The organism is Saccharopolyspora sp. NPDC002376 (assembly GCF_053593195.1).
The window spans coordinates 108,247-125,383 of record NZ_JBSFBZ010000001.1; the positions used below are offsets into that span (position 1 = coordinate 108,247).

At 69.4% G+C, this 17,137-nt stretch carries 15 protein-coding genes and 2 pseudogenes; 10 read left to right on the plus strand and 7 right to left on the minus strand.

Going from position 1 to position 17,137, the window contains the following annotated elements; genetic code table 11:
* Positions 1-64 precede the first annotated feature (64 nt).
* The 4 genes from ACWCO2_RS00560 to paaI form a co-directional block, all read right to left on the minus strand.
* Positions 65-703, minus strand: a complete 639-nt coding sequence (locus ACWCO2_RS00560; protein WP_450125550.1) for a hypothetical protein — start codon at positions 701-703, stop codon at positions 65-67.
* A gap of 666 nt (positions 704-1,369) precedes the next feature.
* Positions 1,370-1,990 carry a TetR/AcrR family transcriptional regulator gene (locus tag ACWCO2_RS00565; RefSeq protein ID WP_450125551.1) on the minus strand — a complete coding sequence of 207 codons (621 nt, stop codon included), beginning with the start codon at positions 1,988-1,990 and terminating at the stop codon, positions 1,370-1,372.
* 38 nt (positions 1,991-2,028) lie between these two features.
* A complete protein-coding gene (gene paaK, locus ACWCO2_RS00570; RefSeq protein ID WP_450125552.1) occupies positions 2,029-3,369 on the minus strand; it encodes a phenylacetate--CoA ligase PaaK in 1,341 nt (446 codons plus the stop codon).
* A complete protein-coding gene (gene paaI, locus ACWCO2_RS00575) occupies positions 3,366-3,767 on the minus strand; it encodes a hydroxyphenylacetyl-CoA thioesterase PaaI (RefSeq protein WP_450125774.1) in 402 nt (133 codons plus the stop codon). Before paaI ends, paaK begins: the two co-directional genes overlap by 4 nt.
* Before the next feature lie 262 nt (positions 3,768-4,029).
* Between paaI and paaZ the strand changes: the two genes are divergently transcribed.
* From paaZ to paaE, 6 genes are read left to right on the plus strand one after another with little or no spacing between them, the layout of a single operon-like run.
* A complete protein-coding gene (gene paaZ / locus ACWCO2_RS00580) occupies positions 4,030-6,072 on the plus strand; it encodes a phenylacetic acid degradation bifunctional protein PaaZ (protein WP_450125553.1) in 2,043 nt (680 codons plus the stop codon).
* A 2-nt stretch (positions 6,073-6,074) separates the two neighbouring features.
* A complete protein-coding gene (paaA, locus tag ACWCO2_RS00585) occupies positions 6,075-7,046 on the plus strand; it encodes a 1,2-phenylacetyl-CoA epoxidase subunit PaaA (protein ID WP_450125554.1) in 972 nt (323 codons plus the stop codon).
* Positions 7,043-7,354 carry a 1,2-phenylacetyl-CoA epoxidase subunit PaaB gene (gene paaB, locus ACWCO2_RS00590; RefSeq protein WP_270953516.1) on the plus strand — a complete coding sequence of 104 codons (312 nt, stop codon included), beginning with the start codon at positions 7,043-7,045 and terminating at the stop codon, positions 7,352-7,354. The genes paaA and paaB overlap by 4 nt, the downstream gene beginning before the upstream one ends.
* 10 nt (positions 7,355-7,364) lie before the next feature.
* On the plus strand, positions 7,365-8,255 hold the full coding sequence (paaC, locus tag ACWCO2_RS00595) for a 1,2-phenylacetyl-CoA epoxidase subunit PaaC (RefSeq protein WP_450125555.1): 891 nt from the start codon (positions 7,365-7,367) through the stop codon (positions 8,253-8,255).
* Positions 8,249-8,767 carry a 1,2-phenylacetyl-CoA epoxidase subunit PaaD gene (gene paaD, locus ACWCO2_RS00600; protein ID WP_450125556.1) on the plus strand — a complete coding sequence of 173 codons (519 nt, stop codon included), beginning with the start codon at positions 8,249-8,251 and terminating at the stop codon, positions 8,765-8,767. Before paaC ends, paaD begins: the two co-directional genes overlap by 7 nt.
* Position 8,768: 1 nt before the next feature.
* The gene (gene paaE / locus ACWCO2_RS00605; RefSeq protein ID WP_450125557.1) at positions 8,769-9,875 is read left to right on the plus strand and encodes a 1,2-phenylacetyl-CoA epoxidase subunit PaaE; all 1,107 of its coding nucleotides are present in this window, start codon (positions 8,769-8,771) and stop codon (positions 9,873-9,875) included.
* Between the two features lie 311 nt (positions 9,876-10,186).
* Here paaE and ku read toward each other — a convergent pair whose 3' ends face one another.
* The 3 genes from ku to selA form a co-directional block, all read right to left on the minus strand.
* The gene (ku, locus tag ACWCO2_RS00610; protein WP_450125558.1) at positions 10,187-11,146 is read right to left on the minus strand and encodes a non-homologous end joining protein Ku; all 960 of its coding nucleotides are present in this window, start codon (positions 11,144-11,146) and stop codon (positions 10,187-10,189) included.
* Between the two features lie 99 nt (positions 11,147-11,245).
* Positions 11,246-12,991: a selenocysteine-specific translation elongation factor gene (gene selB / locus ACWCO2_RS00615; RefSeq protein ID WP_450125559.1), complete on the minus strand. Its 1,746-nt coding sequence runs from the start codon at positions 12,989-12,991 to the stop codon at positions 11,246-11,248.
* A gap of 86 nt (positions 12,992-13,077) precedes the next feature.
* On the minus strand, positions 13,078-14,367 hold the full coding sequence (selA, locus tag ACWCO2_RS00620; protein WP_450125560.1) for an L-seryl-tRNA(Sec) selenium transferase: 1,290 nt from the start codon (positions 14,365-14,367) through the stop codon (positions 13,078-13,080).
* Between the two features lie 105 nt (positions 14,368-14,472).
* Between selA and ACWCO2_RS00625 the strand changes: the two are divergent.
* The 4 genes and pseudogenes from ACWCO2_RS00625 (at position 14,473) to ACWCO2_RS00640 (ending at position 17,098) form a co-directional block, all read left to right on the plus strand.
* Positions 14,473-15,844 (plus strand): annotated as a pseudogene (locus ACWCO2_RS00625) (alpha/beta fold hydrolase).
* Positions 15,845-15,905: 61 nt separating this feature from the next.
* Positions 15,906-16,013 (plus strand): annotated as a pseudogene (locus ACWCO2_RS00630) (metal-dependent hydrolase); the annotation flags it as partial.
* Between the two features lie 49 nt (positions 16,014-16,062).
* Positions 16,063-16,935 (plus strand): ferredoxin reductase, encoded by an 873-nt coding sequence (locus ACWCO2_RS00635; RefSeq protein WP_450125780.1) that lies wholly within the window; start codon positions 16,063-16,065, stop codon positions 16,933-16,935.
* Positions 16,895-17,098, plus strand: a complete 204-nt coding sequence (locus ACWCO2_RS00640; protein WP_450125561.1) for a 2Fe-2S iron-sulfur cluster-binding protein — start codon at positions 16,895-16,897, stop codon at positions 17,096-17,098. The genes ACWCO2_RS00635 and ACWCO2_RS00640 overlap by 41 nt, the downstream gene beginning before the upstream one ends.
* Positions 17,099-17,137 lie beyond the last annotated feature (39 nt).

Here is a 17,137-nt window from a genome sequence, read left to right on the forward strand (position 1 = left end):
CGATTAGGACAGTCGTTTGCGCTGAGGGACAGCGATACCCGCCCCGTCCGCGTTTGAAACCCCGCTAGCCGAGCCCGCTTTCGGCCAGGGCTTCGTCCAAGCCGTCGAGCAGCACCACTCCAAGGGTGTTCGCGACCGAGCCGGTCGCCAGGTCGGTGCGCAACCGCTGCGCCAGCAGTGTGACCCGCCCCGCGTCCGGCTGCTCCTGCTTGGTGGCCTCGCACAGCCGCTGAGCGGTCAACTCGATCTCGACGGTGTCGCCGTAGCGCGCGTGCACCGTCGGCAAGGCCAGCAGGACCACCTTGGCGACCCGGGTCAACCCGGAGTAGTCGATGCGACGCGGCGTGTCCTCCAGCGCCGACCGGGCCTGCGGTACGACGGACTCGGGCGGATCGTCGAGCACCGCCAACGACTGCGACCTGGCCCAGGACGTGATGTCGCCACCGTGTCGACCAGCGCAGATGAGGCCGGAACCGGTGAGCCCGGCCCTCGTCGGGGTGCCCAACTGCCCAACGCCGCTGGTGGCGATCAGCTCGCGCTCGCGCAGCGCCTCCAGCACGGCCGCGAGCTCGGTCCACGACGGCTGCACCGCGGCGGCCTCGGCCGCGGGGCTGCCGAAGAAGTCCGCGACATCCGGCCGGAACCGGTGGTCCTCGTAGAGGTACCGGAGGAAGGCGCGAGCGATCGACTCAAGCCGTGACAAAATCGCCTCCAAGTGCGTCCACGTCCGCCTGGGCGAGAGGGAGGGCGGGCCGCGGGGCTGTCGAACCAGCGGTCGGCGTGCACCACGTCGTCCCAGAAGTGCTTTCGCTGTCCCCAGTTCAGCGATCCACCTCGGCGACCGCCGGGCCCCGAACGGCCACGACGCAGGAAGCCTAAGCGGCCCGACGGCTAGATCGCAGGGGTCTTTTGTCACTCACAAGCTGATTTCCGGTGATTCGCCGGGATATCCACATTGCTCCCCAGCGGTGGGGCAGTTACCCGCGTGAGACGCGCGGGGGCCGCCGGTCGCAACTCACATCCACCCTTGCCGCGACCGGCGGCCTTTGCGCGCGGAATCCCCTCTGCGTCCCGCGCGCACGCGGGCGCTCCAGAACGCCCGCATGATCGAGACCAGCTAGGCCTTCGGGTGTGACGTGAGTTCGCGAAAATTTTTGAATCCGTCTTCGGCGGTTGATTCGCTCATCGGTGCGGGTGGGGGAACCTCAGCGCCCGCCTGATCTTATGCATGCCGATACACGGCGGTTGGGCCGTCCTGACCAGGACGAACGCTGAGAACCCGCGGCGGCGCGGGCTGCAAGGGCGGACTAAGCGGCTGCGCCGCTTCAAAGACGAAGAACCCACCGCGCAAACCGGCTGAAACCACTCCTTATGCGGGTTTTGGCGGCTCAGTGCGGAGGCCGTCGAAGGCGATCTTGGTGACCGCGTCCGCGATCTGCTCAGCGCGCATTCCACGGGTCGGCTTGTACCACTCGATGATCGAGTTGACCATGCCGAACAGGAGCTTGGTGGTCAGCGCCGGGTCGACGTCCGGGCGGATGCTGCCCTCGGCCTCGGCCTGCTTGACCAGATCGCTGACCACCAGGTCGAACTCGCGGCGGCGGGCCAGCGCCTGCCGCTCGACCCGGGTGTTGCCGCGCACCCGCAGCAGCAGCGTGACGAACGGCAGCTCGGCCACCAGCACCTCGATGCTGCGGCGCACGACGTGCTCGAGCCGGTCTATGGCCCGGCCGGTCGTGGAGGCTTCCTCCTCGGTGACCGCGAACAGCGCGTCCAGTGCCCGGTCGACGCTCAGCCGAAGCAGCTCGTCCTTGCCGGAGACGTGGTAGTAGATCGCCGACTTGGTGATGCCCAGCCGCTGCGCGAGGACCTCCATGCTGGTGCCCTCGTAGCCGCGCTCGTTGAACACGCGCACGGAGACGTCCAGCAGCCTGCCGAGGTCGTAACCAGGTCGACCTCGACGGTTCGTCCGCCCAGCGTTGTCAGCCATGGCCTCGAGTATCCCAGTCGCGTCGACCGGACGTTCGGTCAGGATTCGCGGCGGTCGACGATCCGACGCAGCTTGCCCACCGAGCGTTCCAGAGTGTCCGGATCCACCACGGTGACCTCGGTGCTGATGCCGACGCCATCCTTGATCGCGCGCGCCAGCTCAGCGCTGGCTGCCTCCCGCTGCTGCCCGGGACAGTCGGTCCGGGCCTCCACCCGCACCGTCATCCGGTCCATCCGTCCCTCCCTGGTCAGCATCAGCTGGAAGTGCGGGGAGAGCCCGTCGGTGCGCAGCACCAGTTCCTCGATCTGGGTGGGGTAGACGTTGACCCCGCGCAGGATGATCATGTCGTCGCTGCGCCCGGTGATCTTGGCCATCCGCCGCATCGGCCGCGCGGTGCCCGGCAGCAGGCGAGTCAGGTCGCGGGTGCGGTAGCGGATGATCGGCATCGCCTCCTTGGTCAGCGAGGTGAACACCAACTCGCCCTCGCTGCCATCGGGCAGCGCCTCCTCGGTGAACGGGTCGATCACCTCGGGGTAGAAGTGGTCCTCCCAGATGTGCGGACCGTCCTTGGTCTCCACGCACTCGTTGGCCACCCCGGGGCCCATCACCTCGGACAGCCCGTAGATGTCGACCGCGTTGAGGTCCAGCCGCTCCTCGATCTCCTGGCGCATCTGCTCGGTCCACGGTTCGGCGCCGAGGATCGCGACCCGCAGCGACGTGCTGCGCGGATCGATGCCCCGCCGCTCGAACTCGTCGATCAGGCTGAGCAGGTAGGACGGCGTGACCATGATGATCTCGGGCTGGAAGTCCTGGATGATCTGCACCTGCCGGGCGGTCATGCCGCCGGAGGCGGGGATGACGGTGCAGCCCAGGCGCTCGGCGCCGTAGTGCGCTCCGAGACCACCGGTGAACAGCCCGTAGCCGTAAGCGACGTGCACCCGGTGGCCGGGCCGACCGCCGGCCGCGCGGATCGAACGCGCGACCATGTTCGCCCAGTTGTTCAGGTCGCCATCGGTGTAGCCGACCACGGTCGGCTTGCCGGTGGTGCCGCTGGAGGCGTGCAACCGGCGGACCTGGTCAAGCGGGACCGCGAACATGCCGTACGGGTAGTTGTCCCGCAGGTCCTGCTTCGTGGTGTGCGGGAACTTCGCCAGGTCGGCCAGGCTGCGGCAGTCCTCCGGCCGCACCCCGGCGCGGTCGAACTTCTCCCGGTACAGCGGCACGTTCTCGTAGGCGTGCCGCAGCGTCCACTGCAGTCGCTCAAGCTGCACCGCGGCCAACTCGTCGGCCGTGTACCGCTCCGCGGGGTCGAGGTCGGCCGGGGCCGGTGCGGTGCCGATCCTGCGCGGTGCGGAGTGCGCTTCGGTGGTGGCGGTCATCGCGTGGCTCCCTCGGACTGGCTGGTCGGCGCTGCGCCGATCGTTCGGCTGTGCCCGCGGAACTCGGCGATCAGCTCCTCGCCGCGGTGCACGGAGACGTCGTAGATCCCGCTGCGCCCGAACTGGGTGCGCTCCACCGCACGGGCCACGAGCTCGTCGCCGAGCCGTGCCGGGCGGATGAAGGTGACGTCCGCGCGGGCCGCGACGGTCGTCGGTCCGTGGCTGTTGCAGGCGCAGGCGAAGGTCGTGTCGGCCAGCAGGAAGAGGTAGCCGCCGTGGGCGATCCCGTGCCCGTTGACCATCGTCTCGGTGATCGTCATCCGGGCGCGGGCGGTGCCGCTGCCGACGTCGACCAGTTCGATGCCCAGCGCCTGGGAGGCGCGGTCGTCGTCGAACATCACCTGGGCCGGATTGCGCTCCGTCGCGCTGGGTTCCTGCACTGTGCACCGCCTCGAAACCGAACGAACAGTCAGTAATTAATCCCGGTACTCGGGGAGCTGTCAAGAGCATTCGACCGAAGTGGTCTTCCTGGCTCGGTCAAGGTGGATTCACCCGCTTCGGGTGCTGTCGCGGGATGAACACCCGTGCTACTTTTTCGAATGAACGGTCAGTAAAGAAATCCGATCCAGCGGAGTTCGAGGCTTGAGGAGGTCGGGGTGCATGGCTGCCCTGCGGAGCTACGTCAACGGTGACTGGTACGCGCCGGTGGAGGACGGCGTGCCGTTGCACGACGCGGTCACCGGCGAAGAGGTCGCGCGGGTCTCCTCGGCCGGGGTCGACATGGCCGCGGCGCTGGCGCATGGCCGCGCTCGCGGCGGCCCAGCGCTGGCCGAGCTGACCTTCCACCAGCGGGCCGCGCTGCTGAAGAGCCTGGCCTCCTACCTGTTGGAGCACCGGGAGGAGCTGTACGCGCTGTCGGCGCGCACCGGTGCGACGCTCGGCGACTCGAAGTTCGACATCGACGGCGGCATCGGGGTGCTGTTCGGTTACTCCAGCAAGGGCCGGCGGGAGATGCCGAACGACACCGTCTACGTCGACGGTGCGGTGGAGCCGCTGGGCAAGGGCGGCACGTTCCTCGGCCAGCACATCTGCACCCCGCTGCGCGGTGTCGCGGTGCAGATCAACGCCTTCAACTTCCCGGTGTGGGGCCCGCTGGAGAAGTTCGCCCCAGCGTTCCTGGCGGGCGTGCCCAGCCTGATCAAGCCGGCCAGCCAGACCGCTTACCTCACCCACCGGCTGGTGGAGCTGATGATCGGTTCCGGGCTGCTGCCGGAGGGGTCGCTGCAGCTGATCTGCGGCAGCGTGGGCGACCTGTTCGAGCACCTCACCGACCAGGACCTGGTCTCGTTCACCGGATCGGCGGCGACCGGTCAGCGGTTGCGCGCGCATCCGGTGGTGGCGGCGAACTCGGTTCGCTTCAACGTCGAGGCGGACTCGCTGAACTGCTCGATCCTGGGGCCGGACGCAGAGCCCGGCAGCGCCGAGTTCGACCTGTTCGTCAAGCAGCTGGTCACCGAGATGACGGTCAAGGCGGGGCAGAAGTGCACCGCGATCCGCCGCGCCCTGGTGCCCGCCGGACGCATGGACGACGTGGTGGCCGCGGCCAAGGCCCGACTGGAGAAGGTCGTCGTCGGCAACCCGTCCTCGTCGGGAGTGCGAATGGGTGCGCTGGCCAGCCTCGAGCAACGCGAGGAGGTCCGGCGGTCGCTGAAGGCGTTGTTGGAAGCCGGAACTCTCGTGCACGGCGACCCCGAGCACGTCGAGGTCGTCGACGCGGACGCAGAGCGCGGCGCGTTCCTCTCGCCGATGCTGGTCCGCTGCGACGACCCGGACCAGCCCCAACCGCACGAGGTTGAGGCGTTCGGTCCGGTCAGCACGCTGATGCCTTACGAGAGCGCCGCGCAGGCGGTCGACCTCGCGCGGCGGGGCAAGGGCAGCTTGGTCGGATCCGTGGTGACCGCTGATCCGGACTTCGCCCGAGAAGTGGTGCTGGGCGCGGCTTCCCGACACGGTCGGATGGTGGTGCTCAACAGCGACAACGCCAAGGAGAACACCGGGCACGGTTCGCCGCTGCCGGCGCTGGTCCACGGTGGACCGGGACGGGCCGGTGGCGGTGAGGAGATGGGCGGCATTCGCGGCGTCCTGCACCACATGCAGCGCACTGCGGTGCAGGCCGATCCGGCGACGCTGACCGCGATCACCGGCCAGTGGGTGACTGGCAGCCCGCGGAACACCACCGACGTGCACCCGTTCCGCAAGCACCTGGAGGACCTGCGCGTCGGCGACACGGTGGTCGCCGGTCCGCGCCGGGTGACGTTGGAGGACGTGGAGCACTTCGCCGAGTTCACCGGCGACACGTTCTACGCCCACACCGACGAGGAAGCGGCCAGCGCCAACCCGTTCTTCGACGGCCGGGTCGCGCACGGCTACCTGGTGGTCTCCTTCGCCGCCGGCATGTTTGTGGACCCGGATCCGGGCCCGGTGCTGGCCAACTACGGGCTGGAGAACCTCCGGTTCCTCACGCCCACCTACCCCGGCGACGAGATCACCGTGACCATGACCGCCAAGCGGATCACGCCGCGGATCGGGGCCGCGCACGGCGAGGTCCGCTGGGACGTGGACGTGACCAACCAGGACCGCGATTCGGTGGCCAAGTACGACGTGCTGACCCTGGTCGCCAAGCGGCCGGAGACGCAGGGGTGACCATGACGACCACGGTGCGAGCCGACCAGCTCGACGACGACGAGCTGCAGCGGCACTTCGACGAGCGGATCTCCCACGACCAGCGCATCGAGCCGCGGGACTGGATGCCGGAGGGCTACCGCAAGACCCTGGTGCGCCAGATCGCGCAGCACGCGCACTCCGAGATCATCGGCATGCAGCCGGAGGGCAACTGGCTGACCAGGGCGCCGAGCCTGCGGCGCAAGGCGATCCTGCTGGCCAAGGTGCAGGACGAGGCCGGGCACGGGCTCTACCTGTACTCCGCAGCCGAGACACTGGGCGTCGACCGCTCGGAGCTGACCGAGAAGCTCATCGACCGGCGGCAGAAGTACTCGTCGATCTTCAACTACCCGACGCTGACCTTTGCCGACATCGGCGTGATCGGCTGGCTGGTCGACGGCGCGGCGATTTGCAACCAGGTGCCGCTGTGCCGCAGCTCGTTCGGCCCGTACGCGCGGGCGATGGTGCGCATCTGCAAGGAGGAGTCGTTCCACCAGCGGCAGGGCTACGAGCTGCTGATGACGATGATGCGCGGCACCGCCGAGCAGCAGCAGATGGTGCAGGACGCCACCGACCGGTGGTGGTGGCCATCGCTGATGATGTTCGGCCCGCCCGATGTGGATTCGCCCAACACCCAGCAGTCCATGGCGTGGCGGATCAAGCGGCACACCAACGACGAGCTCCGGCAGAAGTTCGTCGACATGACCGTCCCGCAGGCTGAAGCGCTCGGAGTCACGCTGCCGGACCCAGAGCTGCGCTGGAACGCCGAGCGTCAGCACTACGACTTCGGTGAGCCCGACTGGTCGGAGCTCAAGCGCGTCATCAGCGGTGGTGGGGTGTGCAGCGAGCAGCGGGTGGCTCGGCGCCGCGCCGCGCACGAGGAAGGGCAGTGGGTGCGCGAAGCGGCAGCCGCTCACGCCGCCAAACAAGCCGCACGCGAGGAGGTCGCGCGATGAGTTCGGACGCCGAGGTGGGCGCACCGCGTCCTTCGTGGCCGCTGTTCGAGGTCTTCGTCCGGGGCAAGCGGGGGCTCAACCACGTGCACGTGGGTTCGCTGCACGCCGCGGACGAGCAGATGGCGCTGCACAACGCGCGGAACCTGTACACCCGCCGCAACGAGGGCGTGAGCATCTGGGTGGTGCGGGCGGACGCGATCACCGCGTCCAGCCCGGACGAGAAGGACCCGTTCTTCGCGCCCAGCGGCGACAAGGTGTACCGGCACCCCACCTTCTACCGGATCCCCGACAACGTTCCGCACATGTGAGGTCGGCTCAATGTCGTTCGACAACGCCTACGAGGCGCTGACCGCCGCCGAACCGGACGGCGAGTCCCGCTGGGCATTCGGCACCGGATTCGACGATCCGCTGTCCGGTGTGGACACTGCGCTGCCCGCCGACGTCGACGGCGCCGCGTTCAGCCGCTACCTGCTGATGCTCGGCGACGACGCCTTGATCGCCGCGCACCGGCTGACCGAGTGGGTCACCCGCGCTCCGGAGCTGGAGGACGAGCTGGCGCTGGCCAACATCGCGCTGGACCTGCTCGGGCAAGCCCGGTTGTTGCTGGCCCGCGCTGGCCAGGCCGACGGCACCGGGCGCGGTGAGGACGAGCTGGCGTACTTCCGCGACGAGCGGGAGTTCCGCAACGTGCGGCTGGTCGAGCCGCCGAACGGTGATTTCGCCCAGAGCATCGCGCGGCTGCTGGTGTTCTCGACCTGGCGGCTGGCGCTGTTCAGCAGGGTCGCGGAGTCCCGCGACCCGGTGCTGGCGGCGATCGCGGCCAAGGGGCTCAAGGAGCTGGCCTACCACCGCGAGTACGCGGCGCAGTGGACGGTGCGCCTCGGTGACGGCACCGAGGTGTCGCGCGACCGGATGCAGCAGGGCCTCGACGACGTGTGGCCGCTGGTCGGAGAACTGTTCGTCCCGCACGAGACCGAGCTGCGGATGGCAGAAGCCGGAGTCGGCGTTGACCCCGCGGACGTGCGCGCCGAGTTCGACGACGTGATCGACCAGGTCTGCGCAGCGGCGACGTTGCAGCGCCCCGACGGTCAAGCGCTGGCCGGAGTGGGTGGGCGCGTCGGCCGCGACGGCATCCACACCGAGCACCTGGGCTACCTGCTGGCGGAGATGCAGAGCTTGGCCCGAGCACATCCGGAGGCGACGTGGTGACCAGCACGCAGCCGGACCTCCAGCATGCCCGGGCAGTCGCCGAGTCGGTCACTGACCCGGAGCTGCCGGTGCTGACGCTGGCCGATCTCGGTGTCCTGCGCGAAGTCCAGATGACCGACGAGGGCGCGGTGATCGTGTCCATCACCCCGACCTACTCGGGATGCCCGGCGATGCGCGAGATGCGCAGCGACCTGAGCAGTCGTCTGCGCGAAGCCGGATTCCCCGAGGTCGAGGTGCGGACGGTGCTGGATCCACCGTGGACCACGGACTGGATCAGCGAGGCCGGCCGGCGCAAGCTAGCCGACTACGGCATCGCCCCGCCCGGCGTCGCTCCGAGCCGCCCCGCCGGTCCGGTGCCGTTGATGCTGACCCCGCCGCGTTCGCAGGTCCGCTGCCCGCAGTGCGGTTCGTCGGACACTGAGCAGGTTTCGCAGTTCAGCTCGACCGCGTGCAAAGCGTTGCGCCGGTGCCGCGCGTGCCACGAGCCTTTCGAGCACATCAAGGAGATCTGACGTGGTCACTCCAGCCCCCGTCGACGCCCCCGCTCCGTCCGCGGGCCGCCGTCGCACCGCGTTCCACCTGCTGCGCGTAAGCCGGGTGGAAAGGCTGTGCGACGACGCGGTCGCGGTGAGCTTCGAGGTCCCGCCGGAGCTCACCGAGGAGTTCGCCTTCCGTCCCGGGCAGTCCTTGACGTTGCGGCGCAGCGTCGACGGCCGGGAGGAACGCCGGTCCTACTCGATCTGCGCGCCACGCGGCGCCGAGCTGCGGATCGGGGTCCGCCATGTCTCCGGCGGGCTGTTCTCGACCTGGCTGGTTCGTGAGGTCCAGCCCGGCGACGAGGTCGAGGTGCTGCCGCCCACCGGTAGCTTCACACCGGACCTGACCGCGCACGAACGGCACGTGTGCATCGCCGCCGGATCGGGGATCACCCCGGTGCTGTCCATCGTGGCCACGGTGCTGCGCGAAACCAATGCGACGGTCACCCTGCTGTACGGCAACCGCCGCAGCGACACCGTCATGTTCTCCGACGAGCTGGCCGACCTGAAAGACCGCTATCCGACCCGACTGGAACTGGTCCACGTGCTCTCCCGGGAGCCGCGCGAGTCCGAGCTGTTCACCGGCCGGTTGGACGAGGCCAAGATCCGCGCCCTGCTGTCCACAGTGCTCGATGCCGATGCGGTGGATCAGTGGTGGCTGTGCGGGCCGTTCGGCATGGTCACCGACGCCCAGGGCGTGCTGCGCGACAGCGGAGTGGTCACCGAGCGGATCCACCAGGAGCTGTTCTACGTCGAGGACGTGCCGCCAGAACCGGTGCACCACGAGGAACCGACCATCGAGGGTCCCACCAGCGACGTCACCGTGGTCCTCGACGGCCGCTCGACCTCGATGGCCCTGCCTCGCGACGTCCCGGTCCTGGACGCCGCCCAGCGAGTCCGCCCCGACCTGCCATTCGCCTGCAAGGGCGGAGTCTGCGGAACCTGCCGAGCGAAGGTGACCTGCGGCGAGGTCCGCATGCGCCGCAACTTCGCCCTGGAAGAGTCCGAAGTGGACCAGGGCTTCGTCCTCACCTGCCAGTCGCTCCCAACAACCGACGAAGTGACGGTCGACTTCGACGCCTGAAGTACCAATGAGCTTTCCATCCTCATTTTGCGTGGCGGTGCGGGTATCGGAACCTCAGCGTCCGCCTGGTCGCAGGTGCCCTGATTCATGTATGACCAATACATGGCGTCAGGGCTGTCCTCGCCAGGCGAACGCTGAGAACCTGCTGCGGTGCCAGTGCCGTAGGTGGGTTATGCGCCTGCGGCGCATGCGACCTCTCACCGGACGGCGCTGGCTGTGCTGCGAGGTCATGGACCGGACAGGATGAAGGTGCTCCGTTGGACTCGTGCGTCTGATTTCAGTGGGGATTGCTGCGTTGGGCGGTCGCTCGGTCAGGACGCTTTTCGAGTGCGGCGGCCTGCGGTGGGTTTTTCGGTGGAGGCTTCGGCGACGGCTTGTTCCAGTTCGGCGCGCTTCATCTTGGACCGGCCCTTGATGCCCAGGTCCTTCGCACGGTCTTCGAGTTCGGCCTTGGTCAGCTCGGAGAGGTCTTCCGCGCGGCGGGGTTTGCGGCCCTTGCGGGCTTCGTCGACGCTGCGGCGCAGTGCTTCGGTGAGGTCGATGACGTCGGTCGGCTGCGGTGGGGCCTCGGCAGCTGCCACTTCTCCACCGTGGGCCTTCTCCGCGAGCAGCTCCTCGACCTTCGACGTGTAGGTGTCCTCGTACTCCTCGGGCTCCCACGAACCGCTCATCGACTCGATGATGGTGGAAGCCATCTGCAGTTCCTTCGCCGACGGGCCGGCCTGCTCGGGCTGGTCGCCGACGAGGTCGGCGGGGTCGCGGATCTCGTCGGCGAAGTACAGCGTGTTCAGCGCCAGCACGTCGGTGTCGGCGCGCACCGCGGTCAGGTACTGCTTGCCGCGCAGCACGAACGTCGCGATGCCCGCCTGCCCGGTGTCCTGCATGGCCCGCCGCAGCAGGTTGTACGGGCGGAAGTGCTCCTTGCTGTTGGGGGCCAGCCAGTAGGTCTTCTGGAAGTGCACTGGATCGATCTCGGTGAGGTCGACGAACGTGGTGATGTCGATGGTGCGTGAGCGGCCGGGAGCGATCTCGTCCAGCTCGGACTGCTCGACGGTGATGACCCCGCCGTCGTAATCGCGTCCCTTGACGATGTCGTTGTAGCCGACTTCCTCACCGGTGCGCTCGTTGACGCGCTTGTAGCGGATGCGGTCGGTGGTGCCGCGTTCGTACTGGTGGAACTGCACGGTGTGGTCCTCGGTCGCGGCGTAGAGACCGACCGGGATGGTCACCAGGCCGAAGTTGATCGACCCGGTCCAGATCTTGCGCGGCATGGCAGCCTCCCATCGCCCGGCGCCCCGCCGTCCACGATGCGGTGGCGCTGGCAAGATCGCAGAACTCGCCCTGGGCTGCCCTCGGTGTTCCCGGGCCGGTCACCGGGAAACAACGCGGTGCGTGCCGTCGGGAAGCCGCCGCGTCCGACCCCGGCGGGCGAGCCGCTCAAGCAAAGGAACCGCAACGCGCCGAGAAGTGTCTAGGGCTTGTCTTGCCTGGCTGAGCGTGAACGGCGAGGGCAGTGCGGCGAGCCGTTCCAGAGCGGTCTGCTCGGCGTCGGGCAGTAGCACCAGGCCGGGAGCCACTCGCAGAAGCTCGCCGAAGCGCGCAGCCGCCGCCAATTCCCGGTCGCTGAGCCCCAAAGCGGCGAGCTCGTCAGCGGTCGGTGCGTGGAACGGGTGGTCGATCAGCGCACCGCGAACGGCCGCCACCGCGCGACGGACGCGGTCGGGCAACCGGGGTCGTCCGAGGTGCAGCCGGCCAGCGTTCAGCGTGATCCCAGCGGCTTCGGCGACCTCCGCCACCAATCCGGGATCGGGCAGGTCCAGGGCATGACGAGCAGCTTCCACAGGCATTCCGTCGGCCAGCGGGTCGTCCTCGCTCTGCTGGGTGAGCACGTCAGTCAGCCGGGCTGCGAGTTCGATGCGGTGGGACTCGGAGATCAGCCACGGACCAGCGGCCGGCGGTGTCGCGCCCATCGCGCGCAGCTCGTCCGCTTTGATCACGCGGCGCCGACGCAATTCGGCGCGACCATCGGGAATTGCTTCCATGGCAGCCAGTTCGACAGCACGCGCTCGGGCTGCTCCGCGCCTGGTCAGCTGCGGCGGCCGCACGTCGAGTACGTCCAGTCCGCCGTGGATGTGGTGGCTGCCGGGATCGCGCAGCAGAGCACGGTCGCCGATGCGCAGCGGTAGTGGGACGCGCGTGGTGAGCCGCGCATGTTCGGGGCCGAGCGGTCGAACCCGCACCGGCACGGCCGCTGCACCGATGTGCAGCATCAGCTCCGCGGGCCAAGCCGTCGGTGCCGGGTGGACGCGGACGTCGAAGACTTCGGTGGTCAGCCAGTGGTCAGGTGCGAGCAGTGCGTCGCCGCGCCGAACTTGCCCGCAGTCGACTCCCCGGAGGTTCACTGCAACCCGGGACACGGCGCTGACCTGCGGTTCGGGGGAGCCGAGGGAGTGAAGCCCGCGAACAGTGCAGGTGACACCGGCGGGGTGCAAGAGGAGGTGGTCGCCGACGCGGAGCGTGCCTGCGGTGAGCGTCCCGGTCACCACCGTGCCTGCACCGCGAACGGTGAACACCCGGTCGATCCACAACCGCACGTCGGCGTCCTGGTCCGCAGCGGGCATCCGATGGATCAGCGCGTCGAGCTCGCACCGCAGGTCGTCGAGCCCAGCCCCGGTCACGCTGCTGACCTGTACCGAAGGGATACCAGCGAGCGCGGTTTCGGACAGCCGCTCTGCGGCCAGCTCAGTTGCCGCCTGCGGATCGGTCAGGTCGCAGCGGGTCACCGCGAGCACGCCGTGCCGCACCCCAAGCGCATCGAGCGCGTCCAGGTGCTCGTCGGACTGCGGCATCCAGCCCTCGTCGGCTGCGACGACGAACAGGACTGCGGGCACCGGCCCGATCCCGGCCAGCATGTTCGGCACGAAGCGCTCGTGCCCGGGAACGTCGACGAACGCGGCGGTGCAGCCGTCGGCGAGCCGGGTCCAGGCGAAACCCAGGTCGATGGTCAACCCGCGGCGGCGTTCCTCCGCCCACCGGTCCGGTTCCATACCGGTGAGCCCGCGGACGAGCGTGGACTTGCCGTGATCGACGTGCCCGGCGGTAGCGATGACGTGCATCGCATGTCTCCGAACTCTCGGCTGCTGCGACTTGCACGACCAATACGCCACGCCAGGAGCCTCCCCGCAACGCGTCCGCGCAGAAGTCAGGCCGCGGCCAGCACCGCACGGCGCAACTCGTCGTCGTGTTCGGGTGGGACCGCGGCGAGATCGAGCAGGCACTGGTCGCGTGCGATGCAGGCAAGTACCGGTGGATTTCCGCGCCGCAACAGCTCCGCGAAGCGTTCAGGCAGCACGACCGCCGCACTGGGCAGCGTGACACCAGGTGCGCCACCACCACCCACCGTCGCTTCGCTGCCTTGGACGGAAGCAGGGATCCCCGCCGCGCTGAACCCGGCGGCCAACCGCTCGGCTCGGCGCAACAAGCTCGGCTGGCCACACCGCAGAGCCTGCTCGGTCGGTGTGCGGGGACCGAGCAGTGTTGCCTCCAGCGCGGCGAGGGTGAGCTTGTCGACGCGCATCGCCCGCGCGAGCGGGTGGCGCCGCAACTGCTGCACGATCTCCGCCCGGCCCAGCAGCAGCCCGGCCTGCGGCCCTCCGAGGAGCTTGTCTCCGCTGGCCAGGACCAGGTCAGCGCCGTCGGCCAGGGTGGTGGTGGCGTCGGGCTCCTGGGGCAGCACCGGGTGCGGGTGCAGCAGACCGGAGCCGATGTCGACCACCACCGGCACGCCGAGATCGCGCAGCGCGGCGACCGGAACGGCCGAGGTGAAGCCGGCGATCACGAAGTTGGACGGGTGGACCTTGAGGACGAACCCGGTGTCCGGCCCCACGGCCGACCGGTAGTCGTCGAGCCGGGCCCGGTTGGTGGTGCCGACCTCGCGCAGCCGCGCGCCCGTCGCGGTGAGCAGCTCGGGGATCCGGAACCCGTCACCGATCTCGACCATTTCCCCGCGCGCCAGCACGATTTCGCGCCCCTGCGCCAGCGCTGTCGCGGCCAGCGACAGCGCGGCAGCACCGTTGTTGACCACATGGGCAGCCTCCGCGAGGGGCACGGCAGCACACAGCGCGGCCAGCGCTGCGGCACCACGCGGTCCACGCCGCCCCGTGTCGAGGTCGAGTTCGACGTCGGTGGTTCCGGCAGCTCGCTCAAGCGCGTCGATGGCCGCTCGCGACAGCGGAGCCCGGCCCAGGTTGGTGTGCAGCAGAACACCGGTCGCGTTGAGCACCGGACGGCTGCTCGACGCCGAATCAGGAAGCACGACAAGGGTTTCCGCGACGACATCCGACGCTGCGATCTCACCAGCACGGGCTCGCTGCTGCGCGGTGTGCACTGCCTGCTTGACCAGCCGGTGGCCGAGGCGCTCCGCTGCGGCGGCCACCTCCGGGTGGGCCAGCACCCGGTCGGTGCCGGGTACGTGCTGCCGCGGATCAGCCATGTGCCGAACTATAAGAGCCCGCATCCGAACTCGCGGTCAGGGCCGAGCTATTCAACAACGACAACTGTAACAATGAATATTGACAATGTCGGTACGCTGCGGAGCATGGCTCGCACCCGGGAAGCGGACTCCAGCAGATGGCTCGACACCAGCGATGGACTGCGGTTGGCCGTGCGCGAGCGCGGCGATCCGGCAGCACCGACCGTGCTGGCGGTGCACGGTTATCCCGATGACCAGTCGATCTGGGAAGGCGTGGCCGAGGCGCTCGCCGGGCGCTTCCGGGTGGTCACCTACGACGTGCGCGGTGCCGGGGCGTCCGACAAGCCCCGCCGCAGCGAGGCCTACCTGCTCGACCAGCTCGCCGACGACCTCGGTCGGGTCGTGGACCTGGTCAGCCCGGACCAGCCGGTGCACCTGCTGGCGCACGACTGGGGTTCGATCCAGGCGTGGCACGCGGCGACCGAGCCGCGGCTGGCCCACCGGTTCGCCTCGTTCACCTCGATCTCCGGACCTTGCCTGGACCACGCGGGCCAGTGGATGCGCTCGAAGTTGCGGCATCCGACGCCGTGTGAGCTGCGCAAACTGGTCAACCAGCTGATCTTCTCCGGCTACATCGGCTTCTTCCAGCTCCCGGTGCTGCCGGAGCTGGCCTGGCGGACCGGCGCGATGCGACGGTTGATCGGCACAGTCGAGCGCCTGGACCCGCACACGTCCGAGAACCCGACGAAGCCTGCGGTGTCCGATGGTGTGCGTGGGCTGGGGCTGTACCGGGCGAACATGCGCAAGCGGCTGGGCTGCCCGGGGGAGCGGCGCACCGACATCCCGGTCCAGGTGCTCGCGCCCACCGGTGATCCGTTCGTCTCCACCCCGATGCAGACCGAGATCGCACCGTGGGTGTCCAACCTCCGCGTGCGCCGGGTCCCGGGCGGGCACTGGCTGCCGCGCAGCCGCCCGGAGCTCGTCGCTCGTTGCGCGGTGGAACTCGTCGAGCACGTCGATGGCGGTGCCGAGTCGCGCGGTCTGCGGCGCGGACGCTGATCGAGCGAGGTGTGAAGGCGGCCGGACCGTCAACATCGCCTCGGCCGCTGCCTACCTGCCGTCCAAGGTGCTCCCTGCCTACGGCACCACGAAGGCCGCGGTGCTGGCCCTGAGCCAGTCCTTGCGCGCCGAGCTGGCCGGCGAAGGCATCGGGGTCACCGCGGTGTGCCCAGGGCTGGTCAACACCGGTATCACGACAAGCACCCGCTTCGTCGGCGTCGACGACGCCGAGCAGGCGAACCGCAGGCAGGCCGCCAAGCAGCTCTACCAGCGGCGGAACTTCACCCCGCAGCGCGCGGCGGCCGAGATCCTGCGCGCCACCCGCCGCAACGCCGCGATCGCATCCGTCACCGCCGAGGCCAAGGCCGGTCTGGTGCTCTCCCGCCTTTCCCCGGGGTTGCTGCGAGCAGTGGCCAGGGCCGAGCTGACACCGCGTTGAAGGAGGTCGGACCATGTCTCACATCGATCCGGGTGAGCCGGACCGCGTCGCCCTGCACGCCTGGCTGATGCAGCGGTTGGCGATGATCGCGGCCATCGAGCACTACACGGCGTTCCTCGGCCAGTGGGTGCTCGACGCGAAGGCACTCGACGAGTCTGGTGCGGACCCCCGATCGTCTACCTGGCCAAGTCCCCGGCTGCGCAGGCGGCGGAGCACTGATGGCCGGAGCTCGCGCGATTCCGCCGACGCTCAACGGTCCTGGCCCGGACCGGTTCCTGTGGGCGCTGGACAAGCTCGCCACCAGCATGGAGTGGCTGCAGCGCAACAGCCGCCGCAAGCCGGTCGAGGCCGCGGTCCGCGACATCCCGCTAAAGGTCTCCGAGGTCCGGGTCGAAGCCGATGACGTGGTCAGCCTGCGGCCTCCGAGGGAGGGGCTGCTCCCGGCCTGGCAGCCTGGCGCGCACCTCGACGTCGTGCTGCCGTCGGGGCGCAAGCGCCAGTACTCGTTGTGCGGCGATCCGGGCGACCGGCGGTACTACCGGATCGCGGTGCGGCGGATCGCCGACGGGCAGGGCGGATCCCGCGAGGTCCACGACGAACTGAGGCCGGGCAGCCGGATCATCGCCCGTGGACCCCGCAACGCCTTCCCGTTCGTCACTGCGGAGAAATACCTGTTCATCGCTGGCGGCATCGGCATCACGCCGGTCCTGCCGATGGTGCGCACGGCGGCGGCGCGCGGTGCGCACTGGCGGTTCGTCTACACCGGACGGTCGCGGGAGTCGTTGCCGTTCCTGGCCGAGCTGGACCAGGATCGGGTGTGGATCCGGCCGGACACCGAGTTCGGCATTCCGGCCTCCGGCGCGGAACTGCTCGAGCACGCCCCGACCGATGCCGCGGTGTACTGCTGCGGACCGATCCCGATGATCACCGGGGTGCGGATGGACATGACTGGCAGCGCGGCGGATTCGCTGCACTGGGAACGCTTCTCGGCGCCGCCGATCGTCGACAGGCAAGCCGTTCACCGTCGAACTCGCCCGCACCGGACGCACGGTGCAGGTCCCAGCGGACCGCTCGGCGCTGGCGGCGATTAGCGAGGTCCTGCCCCAGGTTTCGTTCTCGTGCGGCCGGGGCTTCTGCGGCACCTGCCACGTCCGCGTGCTGGACGGAGCGGTGGAACACCGGGGACGCCCCGCCGACGACCACATGGCGATCTGCGTGTCCAGAGCCCCCGAACACATGGTGCTGGACCTCTGATCCGGACAGTGGCGAAAAACAACTCGGGACCGTGCCGCG